Origin of the sequence: Pseudoalteromonas sp. SG43-6, assembly GCF_014164365.1 — a bacterium.
In the GTDB taxonomy this organism is placed as follows: domain Bacteria; phylum Pseudomonadota; class Gammaproteobacteria; order Enterobacterales; family Alteromonadaceae; genus Pseudoalteromonas; species Pseudoalteromonas rhizosphaerae.
Window position 1 is genome coordinate 1 of the sequence record NZ_JACJEZ010000003.1, and the last position, 19153, is coordinate 19153.

18 protein-coding genes and 2 pseudogenes are annotated in these 19153 nt (G+C 39.8%); 8 read left to right on the forward strand and 12 right to left on the reverse strand.

Translation table 11 applies throughout. The features are described 5' to 3' along the window. Window positions 1–257 precede the first annotated feature (257 nt). Complete coding sequence (locus H5201_RS01505; protein WP_182783563.1) at window positions 258–1424, reverse strand: DUF3103 family protein; 1167 nt, start codon at window positions 1422–1424, stop codon at window positions 258–260. Between the two features lie 276 nt (window positions 1425–1700). On the opposite strand from H5201_RS01505, the gene H5201_RS01510 reads away from it, so the two are divergent. After that, window positions 1701–2120, forward strand: a complete 420-nt coding sequence (locus H5201_RS01510; protein ID WP_145233119.1) for an MAPEG family protein — start codon at window positions 1701–1703, stop codon at window positions 2118–2120. Between the two features lie 47 nt (window positions 2121–2167). Here H5201_RS01510 and H5201_RS01515 read toward each other — a convergent pair. Next, a pseudogene (locus H5201_RS01515) lies at window positions 2168–2398 on the reverse strand (EamA family transporter); the annotation flags it as partial. Here H5201_RS01515 and H5201_RS23425 point away from each other — a divergent pair. Beyond that, window positions 2395–2612 (forward strand): annotated as a pseudogene (locus H5201_RS23425) (ClbS/DfsB family four-helix bundle protein); the annotation flags it as partial. The pseudogenes H5201_RS01515 and H5201_RS23425 sit on opposite strands and share 4 nt — an antisense overlap. Before the next feature lie 4 nt (window positions 2613–2616). Here the strand turns inward: H5201_RS23425 and H5201_RS01525 are convergent. Beyond that, window positions 2617–3246 carry a trimeric intracellular cation channel family protein gene (locus H5201_RS01525; protein WP_149982542.1) on the reverse strand — a complete coding sequence of 210 codons (630 nt, stop codon included), beginning with the start codon at window positions 3244–3246 and terminating at the stop codon, window positions 2617–2619. A 386-nt stretch (window positions 3247–3632) separates the two neighbouring features. Between H5201_RS01525 and H5201_RS01530 the strand changes: the two genes are divergently transcribed. Continuing rightward, on the forward strand, window positions 3633–5519 hold the full coding sequence (locus H5201_RS01530; RefSeq protein ID WP_182783565.1) for a M61 family metallopeptidase: 1887 nt from the start codon (window positions 3633–3635) through the stop codon (window positions 5517–5519). A gap of 107 nt (window positions 5520–5626) precedes the next feature. Here the strand turns inward: H5201_RS01530 and H5201_RS01535 are convergent, their stop codons facing one another. Further along, on the reverse strand, window positions 5627–6937 hold the full coding sequence (locus H5201_RS01535; protein ID WP_145233121.1) for an amidohydrolase: 1311 nt from the start codon (window positions 6935–6937) through the stop codon (window positions 5627–5629). A gap of 51 nt (window positions 6938–6988) precedes the next feature. Between H5201_RS01535 and H5201_RS01540 the strand changes: the two genes are divergently transcribed. The 5 genes from H5201_RS01540 to H5201_RS01555 all read left to right on the forward strand — a co-directional run bounded on the left by H5201_RS01540 (window position 6989) and on the right by H5201_RS01555 (window position 10159). Continuing rightward, window positions 6989–7663 carry a Crp/Fnr family transcriptional regulator gene (locus tag H5201_RS01540; protein WP_145233122.1) on the forward strand — a complete coding sequence of 225 codons (675 nt, stop codon included), beginning with the start codon at window positions 6989–6991 and terminating at the stop codon, window positions 7661–7663. A gap of 89 nt (window positions 7664–7752) precedes the next feature. Next, window positions 7753–7884, forward strand: a complete 132-nt coding sequence (locus H5201_RS23030; RefSeq protein ID WP_259398447.1) for a hypothetical protein — start codon at window positions 7753–7755, stop codon at window positions 7882–7884. Between the two features lie 277 nt (window positions 7885–8161). After that, on the forward strand, window positions 8162–8665 hold the full coding sequence (locus tag H5201_RS01545) for a DUF962 domain-containing protein (protein ID WP_145233124.1): 504 nt from the start codon (window positions 8162–8164) through the stop codon (window positions 8663–8665). Between the two features lie 19 nt (window positions 8666–8684). Then, window positions 8685–9476 carry an SDR family oxidoreductase gene (locus H5201_RS01550; protein ID WP_182767639.1) on the forward strand — a complete coding sequence of 264 codons (792 nt, stop codon included), beginning with the start codon at window positions 8685–8687 and terminating at the stop codon, window positions 9474–9476. A 227-nt stretch (window positions 9477–9703) separates the two neighbouring features. Continuing rightward, window positions 9704–10159, forward strand: a complete 456-nt coding sequence (locus H5201_RS01555; RefSeq protein ID WP_220493027.1) for a DUF4826 family protein — start codon at window positions 9704–9706, stop codon at window positions 10157–10159. 178 nt (window positions 10160–10337) lie between these two features. On the opposite strand, the gene H5201_RS01560 is transcribed toward H5201_RS01555, so the two are convergent. The 8 genes from H5201_RS01560 to H5201_RS01595 form a co-directional block, all read right to left on the reverse strand. Then, window positions 10338–10796 carry a GNAT family N-acetyltransferase gene (locus H5201_RS01560; RefSeq protein ID WP_145233126.1) on the reverse strand — a complete coding sequence of 153 codons (459 nt, stop codon included), beginning with the start codon at window positions 10794–10796 and terminating at the stop codon, window positions 10338–10340. 12 nt (window positions 10797–10808) lie between these two features. Then, window positions 10809–11954, reverse strand: coding sequence for a cupin domain-containing protein (locus tag H5201_RS01565; protein ID WP_182730630.1), 1146 nt, complete (start codon window positions 11952–11954; stop codon window positions 10809–10811). Window positions 11955–12036: 82 nt separating this feature from the next. Further along, on the reverse strand, window positions 12037–13407 hold the full coding sequence (purB, locus tag H5201_RS01570) for an adenylosuccinate lyase (protein ID WP_145233128.1): 1371 nt from the start codon (window positions 13405–13407) through the stop codon (window positions 12037–12039). A 32-nt stretch (window positions 13408–13439) separates the two neighbouring features. Next, window positions 13440–14042 carry a high frequency lysogenization protein HflD gene (gene hflD / locus H5201_RS01575; RefSeq protein WP_182783567.1) on the reverse strand — a complete coding sequence of 201 codons (603 nt, stop codon included), beginning with the start codon at window positions 14040–14042 and terminating at the stop codon, window positions 13440–13442. After that, the gene (gene mnmA / locus H5201_RS01580) at window positions 14042–15142 is read right to left on the reverse strand and encodes a tRNA 2-thiouridine(34) synthase MnmA (protein WP_182783569.1); all 1101 of its coding nucleotides are present in this window, start codon (window positions 15140–15142) and stop codon (window positions 14042–14044) included. The genes hflD and mnmA overlap by 1 nt, the downstream gene beginning before the upstream one ends. 321 nt (window positions 15143–15463) lie before the next feature. Beyond that, window positions 15464–17311: an ABC transporter ATP-binding protein gene (locus H5201_RS01585; RefSeq protein WP_182783570.1), complete on the reverse strand. Its 1848-nt coding sequence runs from the start codon at window positions 17309–17311 to the stop codon at window positions 15464–15466. A 113-nt stretch (window positions 17312–17424) separates the two neighbouring features. Next, window positions 17425–17736 (reverse strand): DUF962 domain-containing protein, encoded by a 312-nt coding sequence (locus H5201_RS01590; protein WP_149982533.1) that lies wholly within the window; start codon window positions 17734–17736, stop codon window positions 17425–17427. Window positions 17737–17755: 19 nt separating this feature from the next. Continuing rightward, window positions 17756–19045 (reverse strand): anti-phage deoxyguanosine triphosphatase, encoded by a 1290-nt coding sequence (locus tag H5201_RS01595; protein ID WP_149982532.1) that lies wholly within the window; start codon window positions 19043–19045, stop codon window positions 17756–17758. Between the last annotated feature and the right edge of the window lie 108 nt (window positions 19046–19153).

The window sequence follows — 19153 nt, forward strand, 5'->3', positions numbered from 1 at the left end:
TTAAATCACCCTATAACGTTGTTAAAAATTTTTCATTTAGAACAACTAGATATCAAAAATTTTGCCTAGTTATAGAGCAATTTTCTTATCGTTAAAATAGATCCCATATCCAAGCAGATTGGTATTAAATATAACGCGTGTTTTCAAAAAAGTGGCTGTGATAAAGCCACCCGTTAACGTTAAAGCGCTAATGGGTGGCAATTGAAGTATGGGGGAGTAATACCATCCGCAATAATAATTAAGCCAATGGGGATGACTTAGTTTAGTCTTGGGTTAATTTCTAAAGGAGACAGCGTAATGGTCGCATTACTGCTTGCCCCTTTATATTCTTGATAGTCTTTGTTTTCAAATAGCGTGTAAAAAACATCAACATAATCATCATTATTGGTAAACCATTCATCAGGCATTACTTTAAGCAATTCATTAGTAAGTTTAGGAATAATAGTATAGCCCTGTGCTTGTAAATCAGGGATACTTGCCATTACTTGCTCTGATATTTCTAATAATTTCATTGCTAAGGTTTTATAATTAGTGTTGTCATCTTGCTCCATTAAAAGCAAATCGACCGCTTGCCAACGATAACGTTGCCAATGAATTAGCACCTGATTAGGGCTGTAAGTGGTTTGGTCATGATCTAAATAAGGTAAATCAACGATATCTAATATTGGTTCATCTCGGGTGGGGTCGATACCCGTTACAATGGCATAAATTTCAGCACCACCTGAGATCCATGGTTCTTTGTCATCTTCTAAGCGTATTTTTTTCAATACACTGGTTTGCAGAGGTTGTTCATTGCTTAACTGGTTTTTTGGACTAACCGTGCTTTTACTGAATTTGTTAGCAGATAAAATTCCTCTCATTACTGCAATACCCGCATCTTGTACTTTTTGTTGATCTAATTCGACAATAAAGACAGGTTGGGTCGGCATTTGGTCAACACTAAGATAATGAATGTCACCATACTGATCGAACGCTTCAATCTCGCTCCATTGCGTATCGTCACCAGCGGGTGCAAATGCAAATAAAGGGCGTTCGCCTTGCTGCCAAGCGCTAAGCATTTTATCACTTGCCAAACGCACTTGTAACAAACTACCTGTGTTTTGTGGTAAACCTTTAAGTTGTTGTAATGCGCTGTTTGCTAAACGAGTATTTTGTTGTGTGTGCATGCCTAAAGACGGTAGCTGATCCGCATTCAAAACCAGTTTATATTGGCTTAGCGTTTGTTTAAGATCAGCGTTTAATACACTGTAATTAAGCGCTATTTGTTTTGCAAAATTGCGTTTAATGGTGGTTACGTCTTTGTATTGCGCCAACTTAGACAAGTTTTCACCTTTTTCGATTTCATATTGAGCTGAAAAAGCGGGCGCTGATACACAGTTCAACAGAGCTAAGGTTGCCAAGCATTTGGTTATTTTATTCATCATATTTATTTTACCGTTCCGTTATCAGTAACGCTATAAAACAATACTTAGAATAAATAATCAAACAAAATTTATAAAGTAAGTAATTAGTATTGTTTTTTTGGTTGCGCTTAGGCTGCAAAAAATACCAAGCCGCTGTTATAGAGTAAGTTTTATATAAAGAATGAATCTATTACAAAAAATCATTTTACTAAAAAGTAATTTCTATATATATCAGTGGCTTATATGTGGCTTGATAGTTGCTATAACTACTCTAATAACAACACAAAGGATTAAGCAATGACCGATATAGCACATTCAGCGTTTATAGCATTTTATTTATATTTAATTATGGTGTTAGTACAGTGGGCAGTGGCGACGTTTAGTAAAGCCAAACAGCCTGGAGCTGTGCCAGGAAAAATTGATAAAGACCTATCTCATGAGAGTTTTATATTTAGAGCGCATCGCACCTTTCATAACACATTAGAAAACAGCGCGTTATTTATAGGAACGGTTTTATTTGCCTTTGTGATTAATTACCACAGTTCGGTTTTTGCAATCTGTATTTGGGTTTACGTCATTGCACGTTTAATTCATATGGTACTGTATTACGCAATTGCCACAGAGAAAAACCCCAGCCCGCGTAGCTATTTCTTTTTGATTGGCGTAATTGCGAATCTAGTTATGCTGGTGATGCTAGGGCTAAGATTAGCCAACTAATAAAACCTGATAAAGCGAAAAGCGTTATTTGCTTTTCGCTTTTACATTTAGTTATCTACTACAGGTTTTTTTGTGCGGGTAACCCAAAAGCAAATTAACGACCCAATAGTCACGAGTACAACACCTTGTAAAAAATAGTCAGCTAAAGCAACGGATAAGTTAATAGAGGCAAACACAGTGGAGAAAATAGGGGTAAAATAAGACAAGGTGCCTAAAAGTATCATATTTCCACCTATAAATGGCTGACTTCACAAAGCAAATCCTGACCCAATAACAAGAGTATCGAGACTGGAAATACGATGATCTACTTATGGAGCTTGAATTTAAGGCAAACGATATACTCTTGCTTATTTCAGCTTAAATAACTATGAATTTTATGCTGTAACCTGGTACGAAAAATGGACATTGGGATGTAAGATTCAGTTTAATACGTCATCATCGATGAAAAAGGTACGTACAAAAGTTCGGCGTTTTAATCGGAACTTCACATAGAAAACTATTGTTTTCTAACCGACCTTTTTCTAAATATATTTGGTTGCCATCCCCAGTGTAGGGAACCGAGCCGTAAAAATACGGTAATAAAGAGTGCGCCTAAAATACACCAAACATAAGGTACTTCTAATAGAAACAGTGTGGCATAAGTTAAGCCACCAGATAGGCACGCGGTGGAGTAGAGCTCTTCGCGCATGACAAGGGGGACTTCACGGCATATTACATCGCGCATTAGACCACCAAAGATGCCCGTGGTCATGCCCATAGTAATAGCCACAATCATCGTAGTGCCTTCGATTAAGGACTTTTCAATGCCAACAATATTAAAAATTGCCATGCCCAAAGCATCGACCAGCAACATGTAATAGTTTGATACGTGAGGTAAATGACGAATAAATATTACGGCGATAAATATGGCGCTGTATGTTGCGTATAAATAATCCGGTTCGGCTATCCAAAATACTGGGTGGTTTAATAATACGTCGCGCAGTGTGCCGCCGCCGAGCGCTGTCACTGACGCGACAACCACAACACCAAAACCTCCTATGTTTTTTTCATGGCCCATTAGAGTACCTGAGATGGCAAAAAACGCTACCCCGATCAAATTTAACAAATGAAAATAGTCAGATGCCATTGTGGTCTCCATACCATTACCAAAAAAGTAGCCTATTAGGATAGCGTACTGATGATTTATTTAGCCTGAACATAGGTATTATGCATGATTAAGTTTTAAAACAGTGCTTGCAGCGCTCTTATATTCTCAGTACAAGAATGCAAATAAGCGCTGATACAGCTAAATACGGCACTATAAATTGACTTAAAGCGCAAATAAATTGAACGCATTAAATGGTTGTTCGTCCATAAATCATTGCTATTAGCTGTTGTTATAGTTATAACGGATGTTGATTGTTTCAGAAGTTTCTGAAATTAAATGGAGGTTGCCGAGTGTTTTGCACTCAAATTACTAGGACAATACCCATCTAATGCGCGTGCTTTGCGCCTCTCTAATTGGAGAAGTAAGTGAATAAACATGTTTTTGCTGCTGCCCTCAGCTCTGTTATGGGCTTTATGCTTCCAGCGTTTGCTGATGTTCCAAATCCGACTGATACCCCATATTCCGGCACTATAAAAATAGCGGTTGATGCCACAGATCTAGCTCATCGTATTTTTAAAATAAACGAAACTATCCCTGTTAATGCTGGTGAAATGACTTTGCTTTATCCGCAATGGATACCTGGACATCACTCACCAGTTGGACCAATAAGTCAGTTGGCTGGATTGAAAATGTCAGCAAAAGGTAAAGTGATCGAATGGCAACGAGATCCTGGCAACGTATATGCTTTTAATCTTAAAGTTCCTAAAGGTGTACGTGAGTTGCATGTTGAATATCAATTCTTGTCACCACAAAGTTCAGAGCAAGGGCGCGTTATGATGACGCCAGAAATGCTCAATTTACAATGGGATACAGTAGCGCTTTACCCTGCTGGGCACTATAGCCGTAAAATTAAATTTCAACCGAGTGTAACGTTACCAAAAGGGTGGCAGTTTGCTACTGCACTTGAAAAGTCTTCGCAAAAAGGCAATACAGTTACCTTTGAGGGAATTGATTTTGAAAACCTTGTAGACTCGCCAATGTTTGCCGGTAGCCACTATAAGCGTGTTGATTTAAACCCAAATGCAGATACTCCGGTGTTCTTAAATGTCTTTGCCGATAAAGAAAAAGATCTTGAGATCAGTGCAGAAGGGTTAACAGCACACCGTGAGCTTATTCAACAAATGTATGCGCTTTATGGTGCACATCACTTTGATCATTATGACTTTTTACTTGCCCTGACAGATAAGTTAGGCGGTATCGGCATGGAACATCATCGCTCAAGTGAAAATAGCGCGAAAGGAAATTATTTTACTGACTGGGATAAGTCATGGGTCGGTCGCGATTTATTAGCACACGAATTTAATCATTCATGGAATGGTAAGTATCGTCGCCCTGACGCATTATGGACACCGACCTATAACCAAGTTAAAGAAGCTAATGGTTTATGGGTATATGAAGGGCAAACACAGTTTTGGGGGCAAGTCATTGCGGCTCGTTCTGGACTTTGGAGCCAAGAAAATGCGATGGATATGCTAGCTCGTTTAGGTGCAACCTACGACCAAGGCCGACCTGGCATGGCATGGCGTAATATTTTAGATACAACCAACGATCCAACTATCGCTCAGCGTTCATCTTTGCCTTATCGTAGTTATCAAATGAGCGAAGACTATTACTCTGGTGGAGAATTAATTTGGTTTGCGGTTGATGCAAAATTACGTGAATTGAGTAACAACAGTCATTCATTAGATGATTTTGCCCAGAATTTTTTTGGCGTAAACCCGGGTGATTGGAATGTGTTGACCTACAAATTTGATGATGTGATTAACACGCTTAATGGTATTGAAAAGTATCAATGGGATGACTTTATTAATTCGCGTTTAAAAGGCCATGTTAACTTATCTAAATCACTGGAAGACCAAGGTTGGAAATTGATCTATAACGATAAGGCCTCTGATGGCATTAAAGCAATTGAAAGCCGCTATAAATCAACTGATTTACTTTATTCTCTGGGCTTCTCGGTAAATAAAGAAGGCAAAATGCGTGACGTATTATGGGATAGCCCTGCATTTAATGCGGGTCTTGCGCCAAGTATGCAAATTGTTGCCGTTAATAATACTCAGTTTAGTGCTGATGCACTCAAAGATGCAGTGACGGATGCTAAAGGCTCAAAAGCGCCAATTAAGCTCTTGGTGAAAAACTTTGATCAGTACAGTGAAATCCAGATCGATTATCATGATGGCCTTAAATATCCTCACCTTGAACGCATTGAAGGTAAGCCTGACTATTTATCACAGCTACTAACCGCACGATAAAATAAATCCGCGTAGGTTTATCAATACTTTTAAATATACCCACAGAGTGTGGGTATATTTATTTTATGCCAACCGATTATGATTTTGCATGTACGTTGAAGTTCTGGTTATTTTTTCATTGCAAAGTAATCCACAACTAACTGCGTCATAGCATTCACGCCTAATTGCAGTGCTTGCTCGTCGGCGAAAAACTGTGGTGAATGATTACTTGCTGCCGTTTTTGCATCTTGACCTTGTGGGGTAACACCTAAAAAGAAAAACAATCCAGGAGTTTCTAAAGCGTAATAGCTGAAATCTTCAGCGCCGGTGATCAAATCAGTGGTAATGATATTCTCAGCCCCAGCAACTTTAGTTAGTGTTGGCGTCATTTTTTGCGTGAGTTTTACATCGTTTACGGTGACAGGGTAGCCGTGGTCGATATGTACATCAGCTTTAGCACCACCGGATTCAGCGACCATTTCAGCTGTTTTCACTAAACGCTTTTTGATATCAGCGCGCATTGCTTGGTCAAAGGTGCGAATAGTGCCAATTAACTCGACACTATCCGGAATGATATTGGAACGTACGCCGCCATTAATAGCACCAAACGAAATAACTGACGGCGCTTTAGTAACATCAACTTGGCGAGATGAAATTGTTTGTGTGGCCATAATTATTTGTGATGATGCCACAATCGGATCAACACCATTCCATGGTCGTGAACCATGAGTTTGGCGGCCTTGTACATTAATTGTAAATGAATCTTCACTGGCCATAAGCGGGCCTTCACGGAAGCCAATTTGGCCTGTGTTTAATGAACTGGTTACATGTAAACCAAACACGGCGTCAGGTTTTTCTTTAAATAAGCCTTCTTTTAGCATGAGTTCAGCACCGCCTTCTTCACCTTCTGGGGCACCTTCTTCAGCAGGTTGAAAGACAAATAATACATCACCCGCTAAGTCATCTTGAATTTTAGCCAACGATTCAGCTACAGCCATTAGAATAGCGACATGGTTATCATGGCCGCAGGCGTGCATAACACCGACTTCATTACCACGGTAGGTTGAGGTCTGAGTTGAAGCAAACGGTAAATCAACTTGCTCAGTGACAGGCAAGGCGTCCATATCGGCACGCAGCGCCACTAAAGGGCCTTTTTTACCACCTTTGAGTTTAGCAACTACACCCGTATGGGCTATCCCAGTTTGTACTTCGAGCCCCAGTGCTTTTAAATGTTTAGTAATGTATTTAGCCGTTTCAAATTCGCGGTTACTAAGCTCTGGGTATTGGTGAAGATGGCGTCGCCAAGTGATCACTTTTTCACTTACACTGTGGTTAGCTTTTTTTAGATTCTTGTTGAGCTGTTGATCAGGAGCTGCTGCAAAACTTGGTGCAGATAACGTACTTAGCAATAAGCCGCTGTAAATAACTTTGTGTAACATAATGATCCCTTTTATTATTTGATTATTAAAACTAATGTAGAGTAAACCGATATGAATGAACAGGACCGTGCGATAGTTAACCAAGGAAATTGGTTTAGTAGCCGCTCTAAAGAATTTCAACACCAGCTATTGTTACATGCAAAAGTAATTAAACTCGATGCGGGTGAAGCATTATTTTTAAGAGGAGATGAAAATGCGGGTTTATACGCTGTTGTTAATGGAGTTATGCGAGTTAGTGGAGTAAATGGAGAAGGTAAAGAAGCGGTACTGAGTTTTATAGATCCCGCTATTTGGTTTGGTGAAGTTGCTTTATTTGATGGTGGTTTGCGTACCCACGATGTTTATGCACAAACACCCGCTCGATTGCTACATGTACCGCATCGGGCACTGATACAATTATTAGCAATCACGCCTATTTACTGGCATGATTTTGGTGTTTTACTTTCACAAAAAATGCGGCTGCTGTTCACTTCATTAGAAGATCATGCTTTATTAACTGCCCAGCAGAAAGTCTGTAAACGGCTGGTTATGATGGCAACCATGTCGCTGCCCAGTAATACCGCTACTATTATGTTATCGCAGCAACAACTCGCAGATATGACCTATTTAACTCGTCAAACTATTAATCAAATCTTGCAGTTATTAAGTGAAAAAAAGCTTATTTCCCTGCATTACCAGCGTATAGAAATTCTTGATAAACAACAGCTGGCTTTACTTGTACATTAGCTGTGCTATTTTTTACCTGATATGGGTTCACTGGCCTTAAATTTGCTTTATAAAATAAAACTATCAATGGATTCGAAGCAATAACCGAATTGCCAGAAACGGCAAAAAATAGCCAAGCTGATACTGTTAGTAGCCTTAAAAACCCTTCATATGGAAAAGACTTTTTAGAAGAAGTAAATGAAGCGCTTATTTATCAACGACTAGGTGTTGATAAAGATTAAATAGCTGAACATAAGGCCGCGATTGAAAAGCTGACAGAAAAAATACAACAGCAGGGGGGAATGACGAATTAGCAAAACAAATGGAATCGTTACAAAAAATGCTTGGACAAGAATATCAAAAAGGCCGTGAGTTACAATCTAAAACCCCGGATCACGATAAAGGTAAAATCATAAGCGCATTTGTATAAGTGGATTTTACAAATGTCGGGTAGAAGACATTGTTACGTTGTGTTAACTGCTAAAGTAAATAATAAGAAAATTATATAAAGTAGAGAAAATGAAAACACTGCAACAACAACTGGGCAATTATGGCTTATATCACCGTTCAAAACGCAATGTGCTCACACACTTTTTTGGTATTCCACTCATTGTATACGCTGTATTGTGTTTATTAGCGCGTATTTATTTACCGGTTGCTGATCATGTTATCAATGGCGCTCATGTTTTTGTGTTAGCTACTGTGATTTATTATTTACTGCTTAATGTCTCACTAGGTTTGATAATGGCTGTTATTTTAGTAGTAATGAGTATAGCGGCTGCGCCAATAGCTTCACTTAGTTTTACTAGCTGGTTAGCTGTTAGTATAGGTGTTTTTATTTTTGGCTGGGTTTTACAGTTTATTGGGCATTATTTTGAAGGTAAAAAACCAGCTTTTGTTGATGACTTAATCGGGCTTATCATTGGGCCATTATTTGTGCTTGTTGAGGCGCTTTTTTTACTCGGACTATATAAACAACTTGAGCAACAGATCACAGACATTGCGGGTCCTACAAAGCCTTAATAATAATCATAGGTAGAGCATGAACTTTAATAATAAAACGGTGTGGATCACCGGGGCATCATCAGGTATTGGTAAAGAGTTAGCGATACAGTTAGCACACTTAGGCGCTAATATTATTTTATCAGCCAGAAGTGCAGATAAACTAAATCAACTTTGTAGCGAGTTACCGGCTGGACAACACAAAGTAATACCTCTTGATTTATCACAACCTGAGCGGGTACTTGAGTATGTTACAAATAGTATGGCTACGATTGGTAACGTTGATATTTTAATTAATAATGGTGGCGTGTCGCAGCGTAGTTTGTTTTTAGAAAATGACTTTATTGTGTATCGTCAACTTATGGAAGTTAACTATTTTGGTTTGATTGCGCTAACTAAAGCGGTATTACCGAGTATGGTTAAAAATGGCGGCGGCTGTGTAGTATCAATCAGCAGTGTCGCAGGTAAAGTTGGCTCTAAGTTCAGAACCGGTTACTCAGGCTCTAAATATGCAGTCGTTGGTTTTATGGATTGTTTGCGAGCTGAAGTGGCCAATAAAAACATTCATTGTTTGACTATCTGCCCAGGCTCTATAAAAACGGCTATTGCTCATAATTCACTTAATGAACATGGTATTGCGCAAAATAAGGCTGAATACTCCATTGAAAATGGTATGGATGTAACGGCTGCTGTGAAGCAAATGGTCAGTGCAATAGCTAAACGTAAAGATGAAGTGGTGGTTGGCGAGGGGATCAGTGGCTGGGCTCCGACTATAAAACGTTTCTTTCCTAGTTTTTTTAATCGTATGACAGCGAAAAAGAATTATCGTTAAACAAACGATGAATAATACCGTGCTGGTATGCATTAACAACGGCTTTATAGTTTATAAATTAGCTATAAATTGATTTTTCTGCTGTATTAGTAAACAGTTGTGCGTAGAACGATGGGTTAGAGTGTAGAAAAAACAGGCGATCGTTTATGCTCTCGCTGGAATTGGTCTTTTATACTTGCACCGATAATTATATGCCCTTAAAGTAACTAAAATTATGTAAACGAGTGATGAATACTGTGGAACAAAAACAACTTAAAGAATTAACACCAGAAGAACAAGAACAAGCAAAGCAGCAAAGTATTGCATGGCAACGTGAGTGTTTTCAAAATGCACAAAAGCATTTAGCAGAGAAGGGCGTAATGCCAAAAACTTTGCTAGAAAAAGAAAGCCGCTTTATCGCTCCGTTATGTGCCCTATGGAAGTTTAAAGGCCAAGACGGTAAAAGTTATTGGGTTATCACCGGTCGCTTACCAACTGATCATGCGTTAGCATCAGTTGCCGAAAATGCGCGTGATGCGCTGCGATATTTTTCTCTGCAATGGCAGTTAAAAGCAGATCAAATTATGCAAACCGGTGGACACGATAAAACTAAAGTTGATTTTGCAAACCTACTAATTAATCGTGCGCATGGTATTTATGAAATGTACGAAAAAGAAGAGCTGTGGGCAAACGAAGTTAATTGACCTGAAAGCTTATTTATAATTTTAACTTAAAGATTTTAATATAAAGAACAGCTTTAAAAATTAAAAAAGCGAACGTGTTATGTGGAGTTACACATTAATATGTTCGCTTTTTTAATGCCCATTGCGTTAAATTGGTGGTTTTTAACTCGCTAGGATGGCCATTTTTAATAAATTTTTATCAATGCACCAGTGTAAATGGTTTCGTATTGAATTTATTAATGGGGCATTGCATACGAAGCCGTGGAATACCTGCTTCCATAAACACACAACCTTGTTGTTCAAAGCCATTACGTTTAAATCGTTCTACCTCATTTAAAATACAATTAATGCTGACGCAATCACAACCCTGCTGTTGTGCAAGCTCAACAATATAATTCAGCAATGAACGATAGACGGAGCGATTACGGTGCTCTGGCAGCACCGCAATACGGCCAATAAGGCCATCGCTACATAATCGGCCTGTTGCAACTGGGCCTTGGCTGTCATCTGTTACCAGTATATGATGAGCATATCTATCAAGATTATCAAACTCGATATGTTTGGGAATATGTAGTTCACATACAAATACCCGCTCTCTGATCTGTTGTAGTAACTCCTTGCCTATATCCCATTCTACCTTGTTGATATGATAGCCCATACAAACACACTCCTAGCAAAACCAAATCCCCTCATTAATTAGTGTAGTAAAGGTTTGTATAAAAACTAAACTATTTTTTGAACTATTTAGTTGCTCTGCTGTCACCATAGTATGGTCAGTGAGTAATTTAACCGCAGTTAAGTCACTAACAGGGAGTGGGTAGTTTTCACCATTTACGCTGAGAAGTATTTCATTTTCAAAAACTTGATACAATGCACGGGTGCCACCGAGGCGCTCAAAAATCACATCATCATCATTCAATAGCTCAGCTATTTGTTCACTATTAAATAAATCTTCTGGCGGCATTAAATCCATTTCATGCTTAGGTTGACTAAGTGTATTACCTAACCAAGATTTAAGTAATGCGTCGTCATTTAGGGCCGCTTGCATTAATAGTTTAATGTTTTCGACTTCGCAAGCTTGGATCTCACCTTTAGAATCGCGCAGTGTTATTGCAGGGTCTTGATAACGGCTATTTCCCGCTTCTTTATCAATAATGTGATCAGCAAAGTTTGATAATAGATCGCGTTGATTTGGTGCACGAAATCCGATCGAGTAGTTTAATGCGTTTTCTACAGCATAACCTTCATGTGGGCAGCCCGGCGGGATGTATAAAATATCGCCTGGTTCTAGGATGCAATCAATCACGGCTGGAAATTGTTCAACTTGTAATAAACTTTTATTTTGTGCAAATTGTTTTAGTTTATTATCTGGCATACCGACACGCCAATGACGCTTGCCTTCACCTTGAATAATAAATACGTCATATTGATCTAAATGCGGACCGACTCCACCCCCAGGCGTTGAAAAGCTGATCATTAGGTCATCAATACGCCAATTAGGAATAAACCGAAATGGTTCCAGCAGCTGCGCAGCATTAGGATGCCAATGATCGACTGCTTGTACGAGTAGGGTAGAATGTTGCTCGGTTAGTAATTCAAAATCTTCAAATGGGCCATGATGCGCTTGCCAGTCATTATCATGATTAGTGATAATACGCGATTCAATGCTCTCTTCCATGGCAAGACCGGCAAGCTCATTAGCATCAAGCGGGTCGGCAAAGTCTGTAAACCCTTGCTTGATCAAGAGCGGTTTTTTTTGCCAATACTGTGTTAGAAAGTCTTGCTCGGATAAGTCGTTAATCGTTAATTGATACATGCTGCGCCCATTAAAATGAAAAAAGCGAAAGGCAAGAGCCTTTCGCTTTATAGTGTATATAAAATAAGTTGTCGCAGAAAGCTTAAACTAGGTTGTCGATAAACTCGACAGCACGACCAATATAGTTAGCTGGTGTTAGTTTTTTCATTTCTACTTTTGCTTCTTCCGGTAACTCTAAACCATCGATGAAGTCAGCCATGATCTCTTGATTTACACGTTTACCACGGGTTAAATCTTTTAGCTTTTCGTATGGTTTTTCGATACCGTATTTACGCATTACCGTCTGAATTGGCTCTGCTAGCAGTTCCCAGTTCTGATCTAACTCGTCAAGTAAACGTTGCTCGTTTACTTCTAACTTGCTTACACCTTTTAGGGTTGATTGGTATGCAATTAGCGCATAACCCATACCAACACCTAAGTTACGCAGTACTGTTGAGTCAGTAAGGTCACGTTGCCAGCGAGATACCGGCAGCTTTTGCGCTAGATGAGCGAAAATAGCATTTGCTAGGCCTAAGTTACCTTCTGAGTTTTCAAAATCAATCGGGTTAACTTTATGCGGCATAGTTGATGAACCAATTTCACCCGCAATGGTTTTTTGTTTAAAGTGATTTAGCGCTATATAGCCCCATGCATCACGGTCAAAATCTAATAAGATAGTGTTAAAGCGAGCAATCGCATCAAATAACTCGGCAATGTAGTCGTGCGGTTCAATTTGCGTTGTAAATGGGTTGAATGTTAACCCTAGGCTAGTTACAAATTGCTCAGCATGATTGTGCCAATCGTAATCAGGGTAGGCACTGAGGTGAGCATTGTAGTTACCTACTGCACCGTTGATTTTACCTAGCATTTCAACTTGTGCAATTTGGTCACGTTGACGCTTTAAACGCATATATACGTTGGCAAATTCTTTGCCCATAGTGGAAGGTGTTGCAGGTTGACCGTGTGTACGTGTCATCATTGGTACTGCTTTGTACTCAATGGCTTTTTCTTTAATTGCATTAAGTAGTTGATCACAGTAAGGAAGTAATACTTCGTTACGTGCTTCAGTGAGCATTAAACCGTGAGACAGGTTATTGATGTCTTCTGACGTACATGCAAAGTGAATAAATTCATTAATTGCATGTAACTCGGCGTTGTCAGCTACTTTTTCTTTTAATAAGTATTCAACGGCTTTAACATCGTGGTTTGTAGTACGCTCGATATCTTTTACACGTTGCGCATCGGCTTCGCTGAAGTTATCAACAATCGCGTTAAGTAAAGCATTGGCTTCGTCGCTAAATGCCGGTACTTCTTTGATCGCATCAGCTGCTGCAAGGGCTTGTAACCAACGAACTTCGACTGTTACACGGTATTTTATCAAGCCAAATTCGCTGAAAATACTGCGTAGTTCAGTGGTTTTGCTGCCGTAGCGACCATCCACCGGAGAGATAGCTGTTAACGCTGAAAGCTCCATAATAACTCCTAAATTTTAGTTTTGAACGATAATTAAATATGGTTTTTAGCAATGGCGATAATTCTTCTTTTCGCAAAGAAAAAGTGACGGCGTTTACCGCCCATTTGTCGCCATAATACTGCACTGCGAATACCTGCTAATAATAATGCACGTATTTTGTGTTGTACTAATTGCTGTTTTAGTAAGTCAGGCTTGCCATAAACCTGAATTCGGTGCCCTAGGGGGCTAAGCACCTTTGAATAAATATCGGCAAGAGCAGCTATCACCGTGTCATCGGTAATGGCAAAGTGGTCAAGGCGTCGTTTAACATCTTCAATGCCTTTACCAAGCTCTGCTAAGCTACTTGCTTTGGCGCTTAATGCGCGTTCAAGCTGCATTAAACCGCCAACATATTTGACGATTTCTACATCTTTCTTTTCACCAGCACTGAGTTGATTAAGTAAGCTTTTATAGCCATCTCTTAAATTTTCAGTGCCTTGGTAAACATCGCTGGGGGAATTTGGCGATGTTTCTACAATGCTGTTTAATAGTTTTTCTAACTCGTAATCGTTACTACTGCCGTACTGTGCAATTTTTTGTACTTGTTTTGCAACTTGGCACATGGCAGCCAGTGCCATGACTTGGTTTTCATTCATTATTTGATCACCGAATCAATGATACCACCGCCTAAACACACTTCATTGGCATAAAATACTGCTGATTGACCTGGCGTGACAGCTTTTTGCGGTTCATCGAATAACACTCTTGCTAAACCATCATCACCAACCAGTAGAGTACAGTTGATGTCTTCTTGGCGATAACGCGTTTTTACTGTACAGCGCGTAGTGCCTTTTGGCCCAACACGATCAACCCAATGTAATTGGTTAGCATTTAAACCATTGCTGTAAAGGCGAGCGTGATCTTTACCTTGGCCTACAACTAGTACATTACGCTCTAAGTCTTTATCGACTACATACCAAGGTTCGCCTGAGCCTTCTTTCATGCCACCAATTAGCAAACCTTTGCGTTGACCGAGAGTGTGATACATTAAGCCTTCGTGCTCACCAACGTTGTTACCGTCTGTGTCTTCAATAACACCCGGTTGTGCAGGTAAGAATTTTTGTAGGAAGTCTTTAAACTTACGCTCACCGATAAAGCAAATACCGGTACTGTCTTTTTTATCGTGGGTAATTAAGTCTTGCTCTTCAGCAATGCGACGCACTTCAGGTTTGGCAATATCACCAACTGGGAACAGCGTTTGTGCAATATGTTCATGACTTAATGTGTATAAAAAGTAGCTTTGGTCTTTGTTATCATCAAGACCACGACACATAACGTATTTATCATCGCGTAATTCACGGCGTACATAATGGCCCGTGGCTATAAAATCAGCGCCAAGCGCCGTTGCTGCAAATTCTAAAAAAGCTTTGAATTTGATTTCTTTATTACACATGATGTCAGGATTTGGCGTACGGCCTGCTTTATATTCAGCAAGAAAGTACTCAAATACGTTATCCCAATATTCTGCGGCAAAATTAACTGTGTGTAGTTCAATCCCCAGCTTGTCACAGACTGCTTGCGCGTCTTTTAAATCGTCGGCAGCAGCGCAATATTCATCATTATCATCTTCTTCCCAGTTTTTCATAAACAGGCCTTCAACTTGATAGCCTTGTTGTTTTAATAAATAAGCTGATACAGAAGAATCAACACCGCCGGACATGCCAACGATGACTTTAATGTGACTATTTTCGCTCATGGATAATTTCGCTTATACAGGTTGCTGTCATTTACACTACTAGAGCTTATGCGAACAAAACAGGGTGATAAAAGCAACCTTGATTGACTACATAGGCCATGAAAGGCCGCGATTATAGCATGTAAATCGACGGCCAAGCCACCCAAAATATGAGTTTTGTCGTGGGGTTAAGTGTGTATAAAAATCTTTGCGTAATTGAGCATTAAGGATATACGGGGGGTTAAGGCTATAAGTTTAGCTTCTAAGCTTGATATGGCTGAGTTTAAGTTGCAAAGGCTCTTTCAGCGATAGTGAAACTTAAACTCATGTATATGTAAGTTGTTATTCTACACCAATAAACCCGCCGGTTTGGTGTGTCCACAACGCGGCATAAATACCATTTTGTGCCAGCAGTTCTTCATGGCTACCTAGCTCTACAATGCCGCCCTCATCAAGTACGATGAGCCGATCCATTTGTGCAATAGTGGATAGTCGATGCGCGATGGCAATGACGGTTTTACCGGTCATTAAATCATCAAGACTAGCTTGAATAGCCGCTTCAACTTCAGAATCGAGCGCGCTGGTGGCTTCATCTAAAATTAATATCGGGGCGTTTTTCAGCAGCACCCGAGCAATGGCGATACGTTGGCGTTGACCTCCAGAGAGTTTTACGCCGCGCTCACCCACTTGGGCTGCAAAACCTTTGTTGCCTTTGCTATCTTCAAGGTCATCAATAAACTCTAGCGCTTTGGCTTGTTTAGCCGCTTTCATCATTTCTTCATCGCTGGCATCTGGGCGGCCATAAAGGATATTTTCTTTGACTGTCCGATGCAGTAAAGAAGTATCTTGGGTAACCATCGCAATGTACTTACGCAGGCTTTCTTGACTCACTTTTGAGATATCTTGGCCGTCGATGTTGATACTACCGCTATCAATATCGTAAAAACGTAGCAACAAATTAACGAGTGTTGACTTACCAGCGCCAGAGCGACCAACAAGACCTATTTTCTCTCCGGCTTTGATGTTGAGATTTAAGCCATTGATAACAGCGCCGCGATTCGTTTCGTTTGCGGCCTTACCATAGTTAAAATGCACATTATTAAAGTCAATTGCACCTGTGGTTACACTTAATGTGCTGGCATCAGGCAGATCATCGACTTCAATTGGGTTTGATAACGTTTTCATACCATCAGCGACAGTGCCGATGTTTTCAAACAAGCCACTAATTTCCCACATGATCCACTGCGCCATGCCATTTAAACGCAGTGCTAAGCTTACCGCAATTGCAATTGCGCCGGCACTAATGGCACTCAGAGTCCATAAATACAAAGATAATGCCGCAACACTAAATACTAAGAAGTAGTTAAGCGTTTGAATGGCAAAATTTAAACTGGTAACTAAGCGCATTTGCTTATACACAGGTTGTAAAAATACATCCATGCTGTCTTTTGCGTACTGCTCTTCACGTTGGGTATATGAGAACAATTTAATAGTCGAAATATTCGTATAACTGTCAACTATTCGGCCGGTCATCTCAGAGCGAGCGTCTGCTTGCGAGCTAGCCACTTTTTTGAGCTTAGGTACATAGTACATTTGGATCAAAATATACAGAGCTAACCATACAAGCAAAGGAAGCATTAAGCGCCAATCGGCTTCGGCTACTAAAAACACCATAGCGCCAAAATAAACCACTATGTACATTAATACATCAAGTAGTTTCATCACGGTTTCACGCACCGCGAGGGATGTTTGCATTACTTTGGTGGCGATGCGCCCTGCAAATTCATTTTGGTAAAAGCTCATACTTTGGCGAAGCAAGTAGCGATGTGCTAACCAACGAATTGACATCGGGTAATTACCTAACAAGGCTTGGTGCAATATCGCAGAATGAAAAAACACCACGATAGGTAGGACAACAAGTAGCACTATCGCCATTTTTATGAGTTCAGATTTTTGCTCAACAAATAATGTTTCAGGGGTGTAGATACTTAGCCAATCAACAAGCTGGCCCATATAGCTAAACAGTGATACTTCTAAAATCGCGAGCAATGCTGCGCTTAGCGACATAAAAAATAGCGAGACTTCCATACCTTTAGTGTAGTGACGACAAAATGCAAATAGCGTCGCAGGAGGCTGGGTAGGCTTTTGTTCGGGAAACGGCTTGATCATCCGCTCAAATAATCGATACATTTTAATATCTTGAATAGCAAAAATGGCGTTAACTATATCACTGAAAAGCGACAAAAACAGGTTTGCATAATGATCTTTTTGCTTGTTTGTCGGTTATTACAAAACAACAGTGACTACCATTTTATTTTGCCAATCAGCATATCTTTAAACATCACCCAGTCTGCCCATAAGCTATAAAACGGGTATTTGAACGTAGCAGGGCGGTTTTTCTCAAAGAAGAAATGACCAACCCAGGCAAAACCATAACCAATAATGGGTAGCAACCACAACAGCATAAATTGTTGGCTATACAGCACATACAAAACGATAATAAGCACCAAAGAGCTACCAAAAAAATGTAACCGTTTGCAGGTAATATTTTTATGTTCTTGTAAGTAGTATGGGTAAAACTTTTTAAAGCTAGTAAATTCTGGTGTACTTTTCATATCACATATCTTGTTAATGCTAGCTATTACTTGAAAAAAGGCGTTGGTGTGTTTTAAACGCATACTCGTCAGTCATGCCACTTAAATAATCACAAATTACTCTGTGTGTATTACCATTTTGTTGTTGTGCTAGGCGAAACACATTTGCTGTGGTTTCAGGTAAAAGTCGTAATGGTTCGCAGGCAAATGCTTCAAATAATTCAATAATTAACTTTTGTCCTTTAAACTCAATTTGCTGCATATGCGAAGCACGAATGAGTCGTTGATAAATAAATGACTTTAAAGTCTCAAGTAAATGCTGATAACAGTGGGGTAGTTCAACGGTGTAATTTAAAATTGGATTTTCAAACTCAAGTTCTGTGTGCACAATGGATGATTGAGTAATAAATAAGTTTACTAATTCCCCAATCACATCTTTACGTTGTGCTTCGCTACCTAAAAATAGCCGCTCGGTTAAGTTACTGTCGCCAAGCCACTCACATTGCACAAGCTCAAGTGCGGGTAAGGCATGATTTTGCCACTCTTTTAGGGTGATTTGCTCTGTTGCAATTGCGTCTTCAAGGTCATGTACGGCATAAGCAATATCGTCGGCAAGTTCCATAATTGCTGCATCAAGGGATTTAAAACTGGTTTTAGATCTAAACTCATCGACGGCCTTAAAATCGCCTAAGCGTTGTTTATCAGCGTCAGATAAAGGCGCTACAATCCAGTCAAAGGTCGCTTTATCATCCTTGTATAAACCTTTTGCTGGACGCCAGTCGTCAGCTTTTATAAATGCACGTTGCGGATCATGATGTGGGATGGTGTGCCATAAGTCATCAATAAAAGCCGGGTATTTTATAAAGCCAAGCAAAGTACGGCGCGTTAAGTTCATACCATGACCATCACTGTATGGTTCGAGTCTTGAAACAATGCGCAGTGTTTGTGCATTGCCTTCAAAACCACCATGTTCACGCATCATGTAGTTAAGGGCAATTTCACCGCCATGGCCATAAGGAGGATGGCCTATATCATGCGCCAAACAAAGCGTCTCAAGCAAACTAGGGTCGGGAAAATGTGTGAAGTCAGGGTGTTGTTTCTCTAAATGACGAAGTAAACCACTGCCAATTTGCGATACCTCTAAAGAATGAGTTAATCGTGTACGATGAAAATCATTTAGGCCAATTCCCATTATCTGAGTTTTAGCTTGCAAACGTCTAAATGCAGCTGCATGGATTATCCGGGAGCGGTCTACTTGCCACGCTGAGCGATTGTCATTAGGGCGAAACTTGTTTTGATTTATTATGCGGCTTTGCCAGTCTAATTCCATTAATGAGTATCCGGTAACTTTTTTAGCGTTTCTATGCGCATAATTGTAGCTGATTTTTTTAGATTATAAATCCTTCAAATGGGTATATTCGCCTTTATTGAAGGGCTT

Bases quoted from the DNA above. Each gene is read 5' to 3' on its own strand.
- H5201_RS01505 (WP_182783563.1), bottom strand. From the start codon at position 1,424: ATGATGAATAAAATAACCAAATGCTTGGCAACCTTAGCTCTGTTGAAC.
- H5201_RS01565 (WP_182730630.1), bottom strand. From the start codon at position 11,954: ATGTATCAATTAACGATTAACGACTTATCCGAGCAAGACTTTCTAACA.
- H5201_RS01510 (WP_145233119.1), top strand. From the start codon at position 1,701: ATGACCGATATAGCACATTCAGCGTTTATAGCATTTTATTTATATTTA.
- H5201_RS01535 (WP_145233121.1), bottom strand. From the start codon at position 6,937: ATGTTACACAAAGTTATTTACAGCGGCTTATTGCTAAGTACGTTATCT.
- mnmA (WP_182783569.1), bottom strand. From the start codon at position 15,142: ATGAGCGAAAATAGTCACATTAAAGTCATCGTTGGCATGTCCGGCGGT.
- H5201_RS01560 (WP_145233126.1), bottom strand. From the start codon at position 10,796: ATGGGCTATCATATCAACAAGGTAGAATGGGATATAGGCAAGGAGTTA.
- H5201_RS01525 (WP_149982542.1), bottom strand. From the start codon at position 3,246: ATGGCATCTGACTATTTTCATTTGTTAAATTTGATCGGGGTAGCGTTT.
- H5201_RS01555 (WP_220493027.1), top strand. From the start codon at position 9,704: ATGAATACTGTGGAACAAAAACAACTTAAAGAATTAACACCAGAAGAA.
- hflD (WP_182783567.1), bottom strand. From the start codon at position 14,042: ATGAATGAAAACCAAGTCATGGCACTGGCTGCCATGTGCCAAGTTGCA.
- purB (WP_145233128.1), bottom strand. From the start codon at position 13,407: ATGGAGCTTTCAGCGTTAACAGCTATCTCTCCGGTGGATGGTCGCTAC.
- H5201_RS01550 (WP_182767639.1), top strand. From the start codon at position 8,685: ATGAACTTTAATAATAAAACGGTGTGGATCACCGGGGCATCATCAGGT.
- H5201_RS01540 (WP_145233122.1), top strand. From the start codon at position 6,989: ATGAATGAACAGGACCGTGCGATAGTTAACCAAGGAAATTGGTTTAGT.
- H5201_RS01585 (WP_182783570.1), bottom strand. From the start codon at position 17,311: ATGTATCGATTATTTGAGCGGATGATCAAGCCGTTTCCCGAACAAAAG.
- H5201_RS01590 (WP_149982533.1), bottom strand. From the start codon at position 17,736: ATGAAAAGTACACCAGAATTTACTAGCTTTAAAAAGTTTTACCCATAC.
- H5201_RS01595 (WP_149982532.1), bottom strand. From the start codon at position 19,045: ATGGAATTAGACTGGCAAAGCCGCATAATAAATCAAAACAAGTTTCGC.
- H5201_RS01545 (WP_145233124.1), top strand. From the start codon at position 8,162: ATGAAAACACTGCAACAACAACTGGGCAATTATGGCTTATATCACCGT.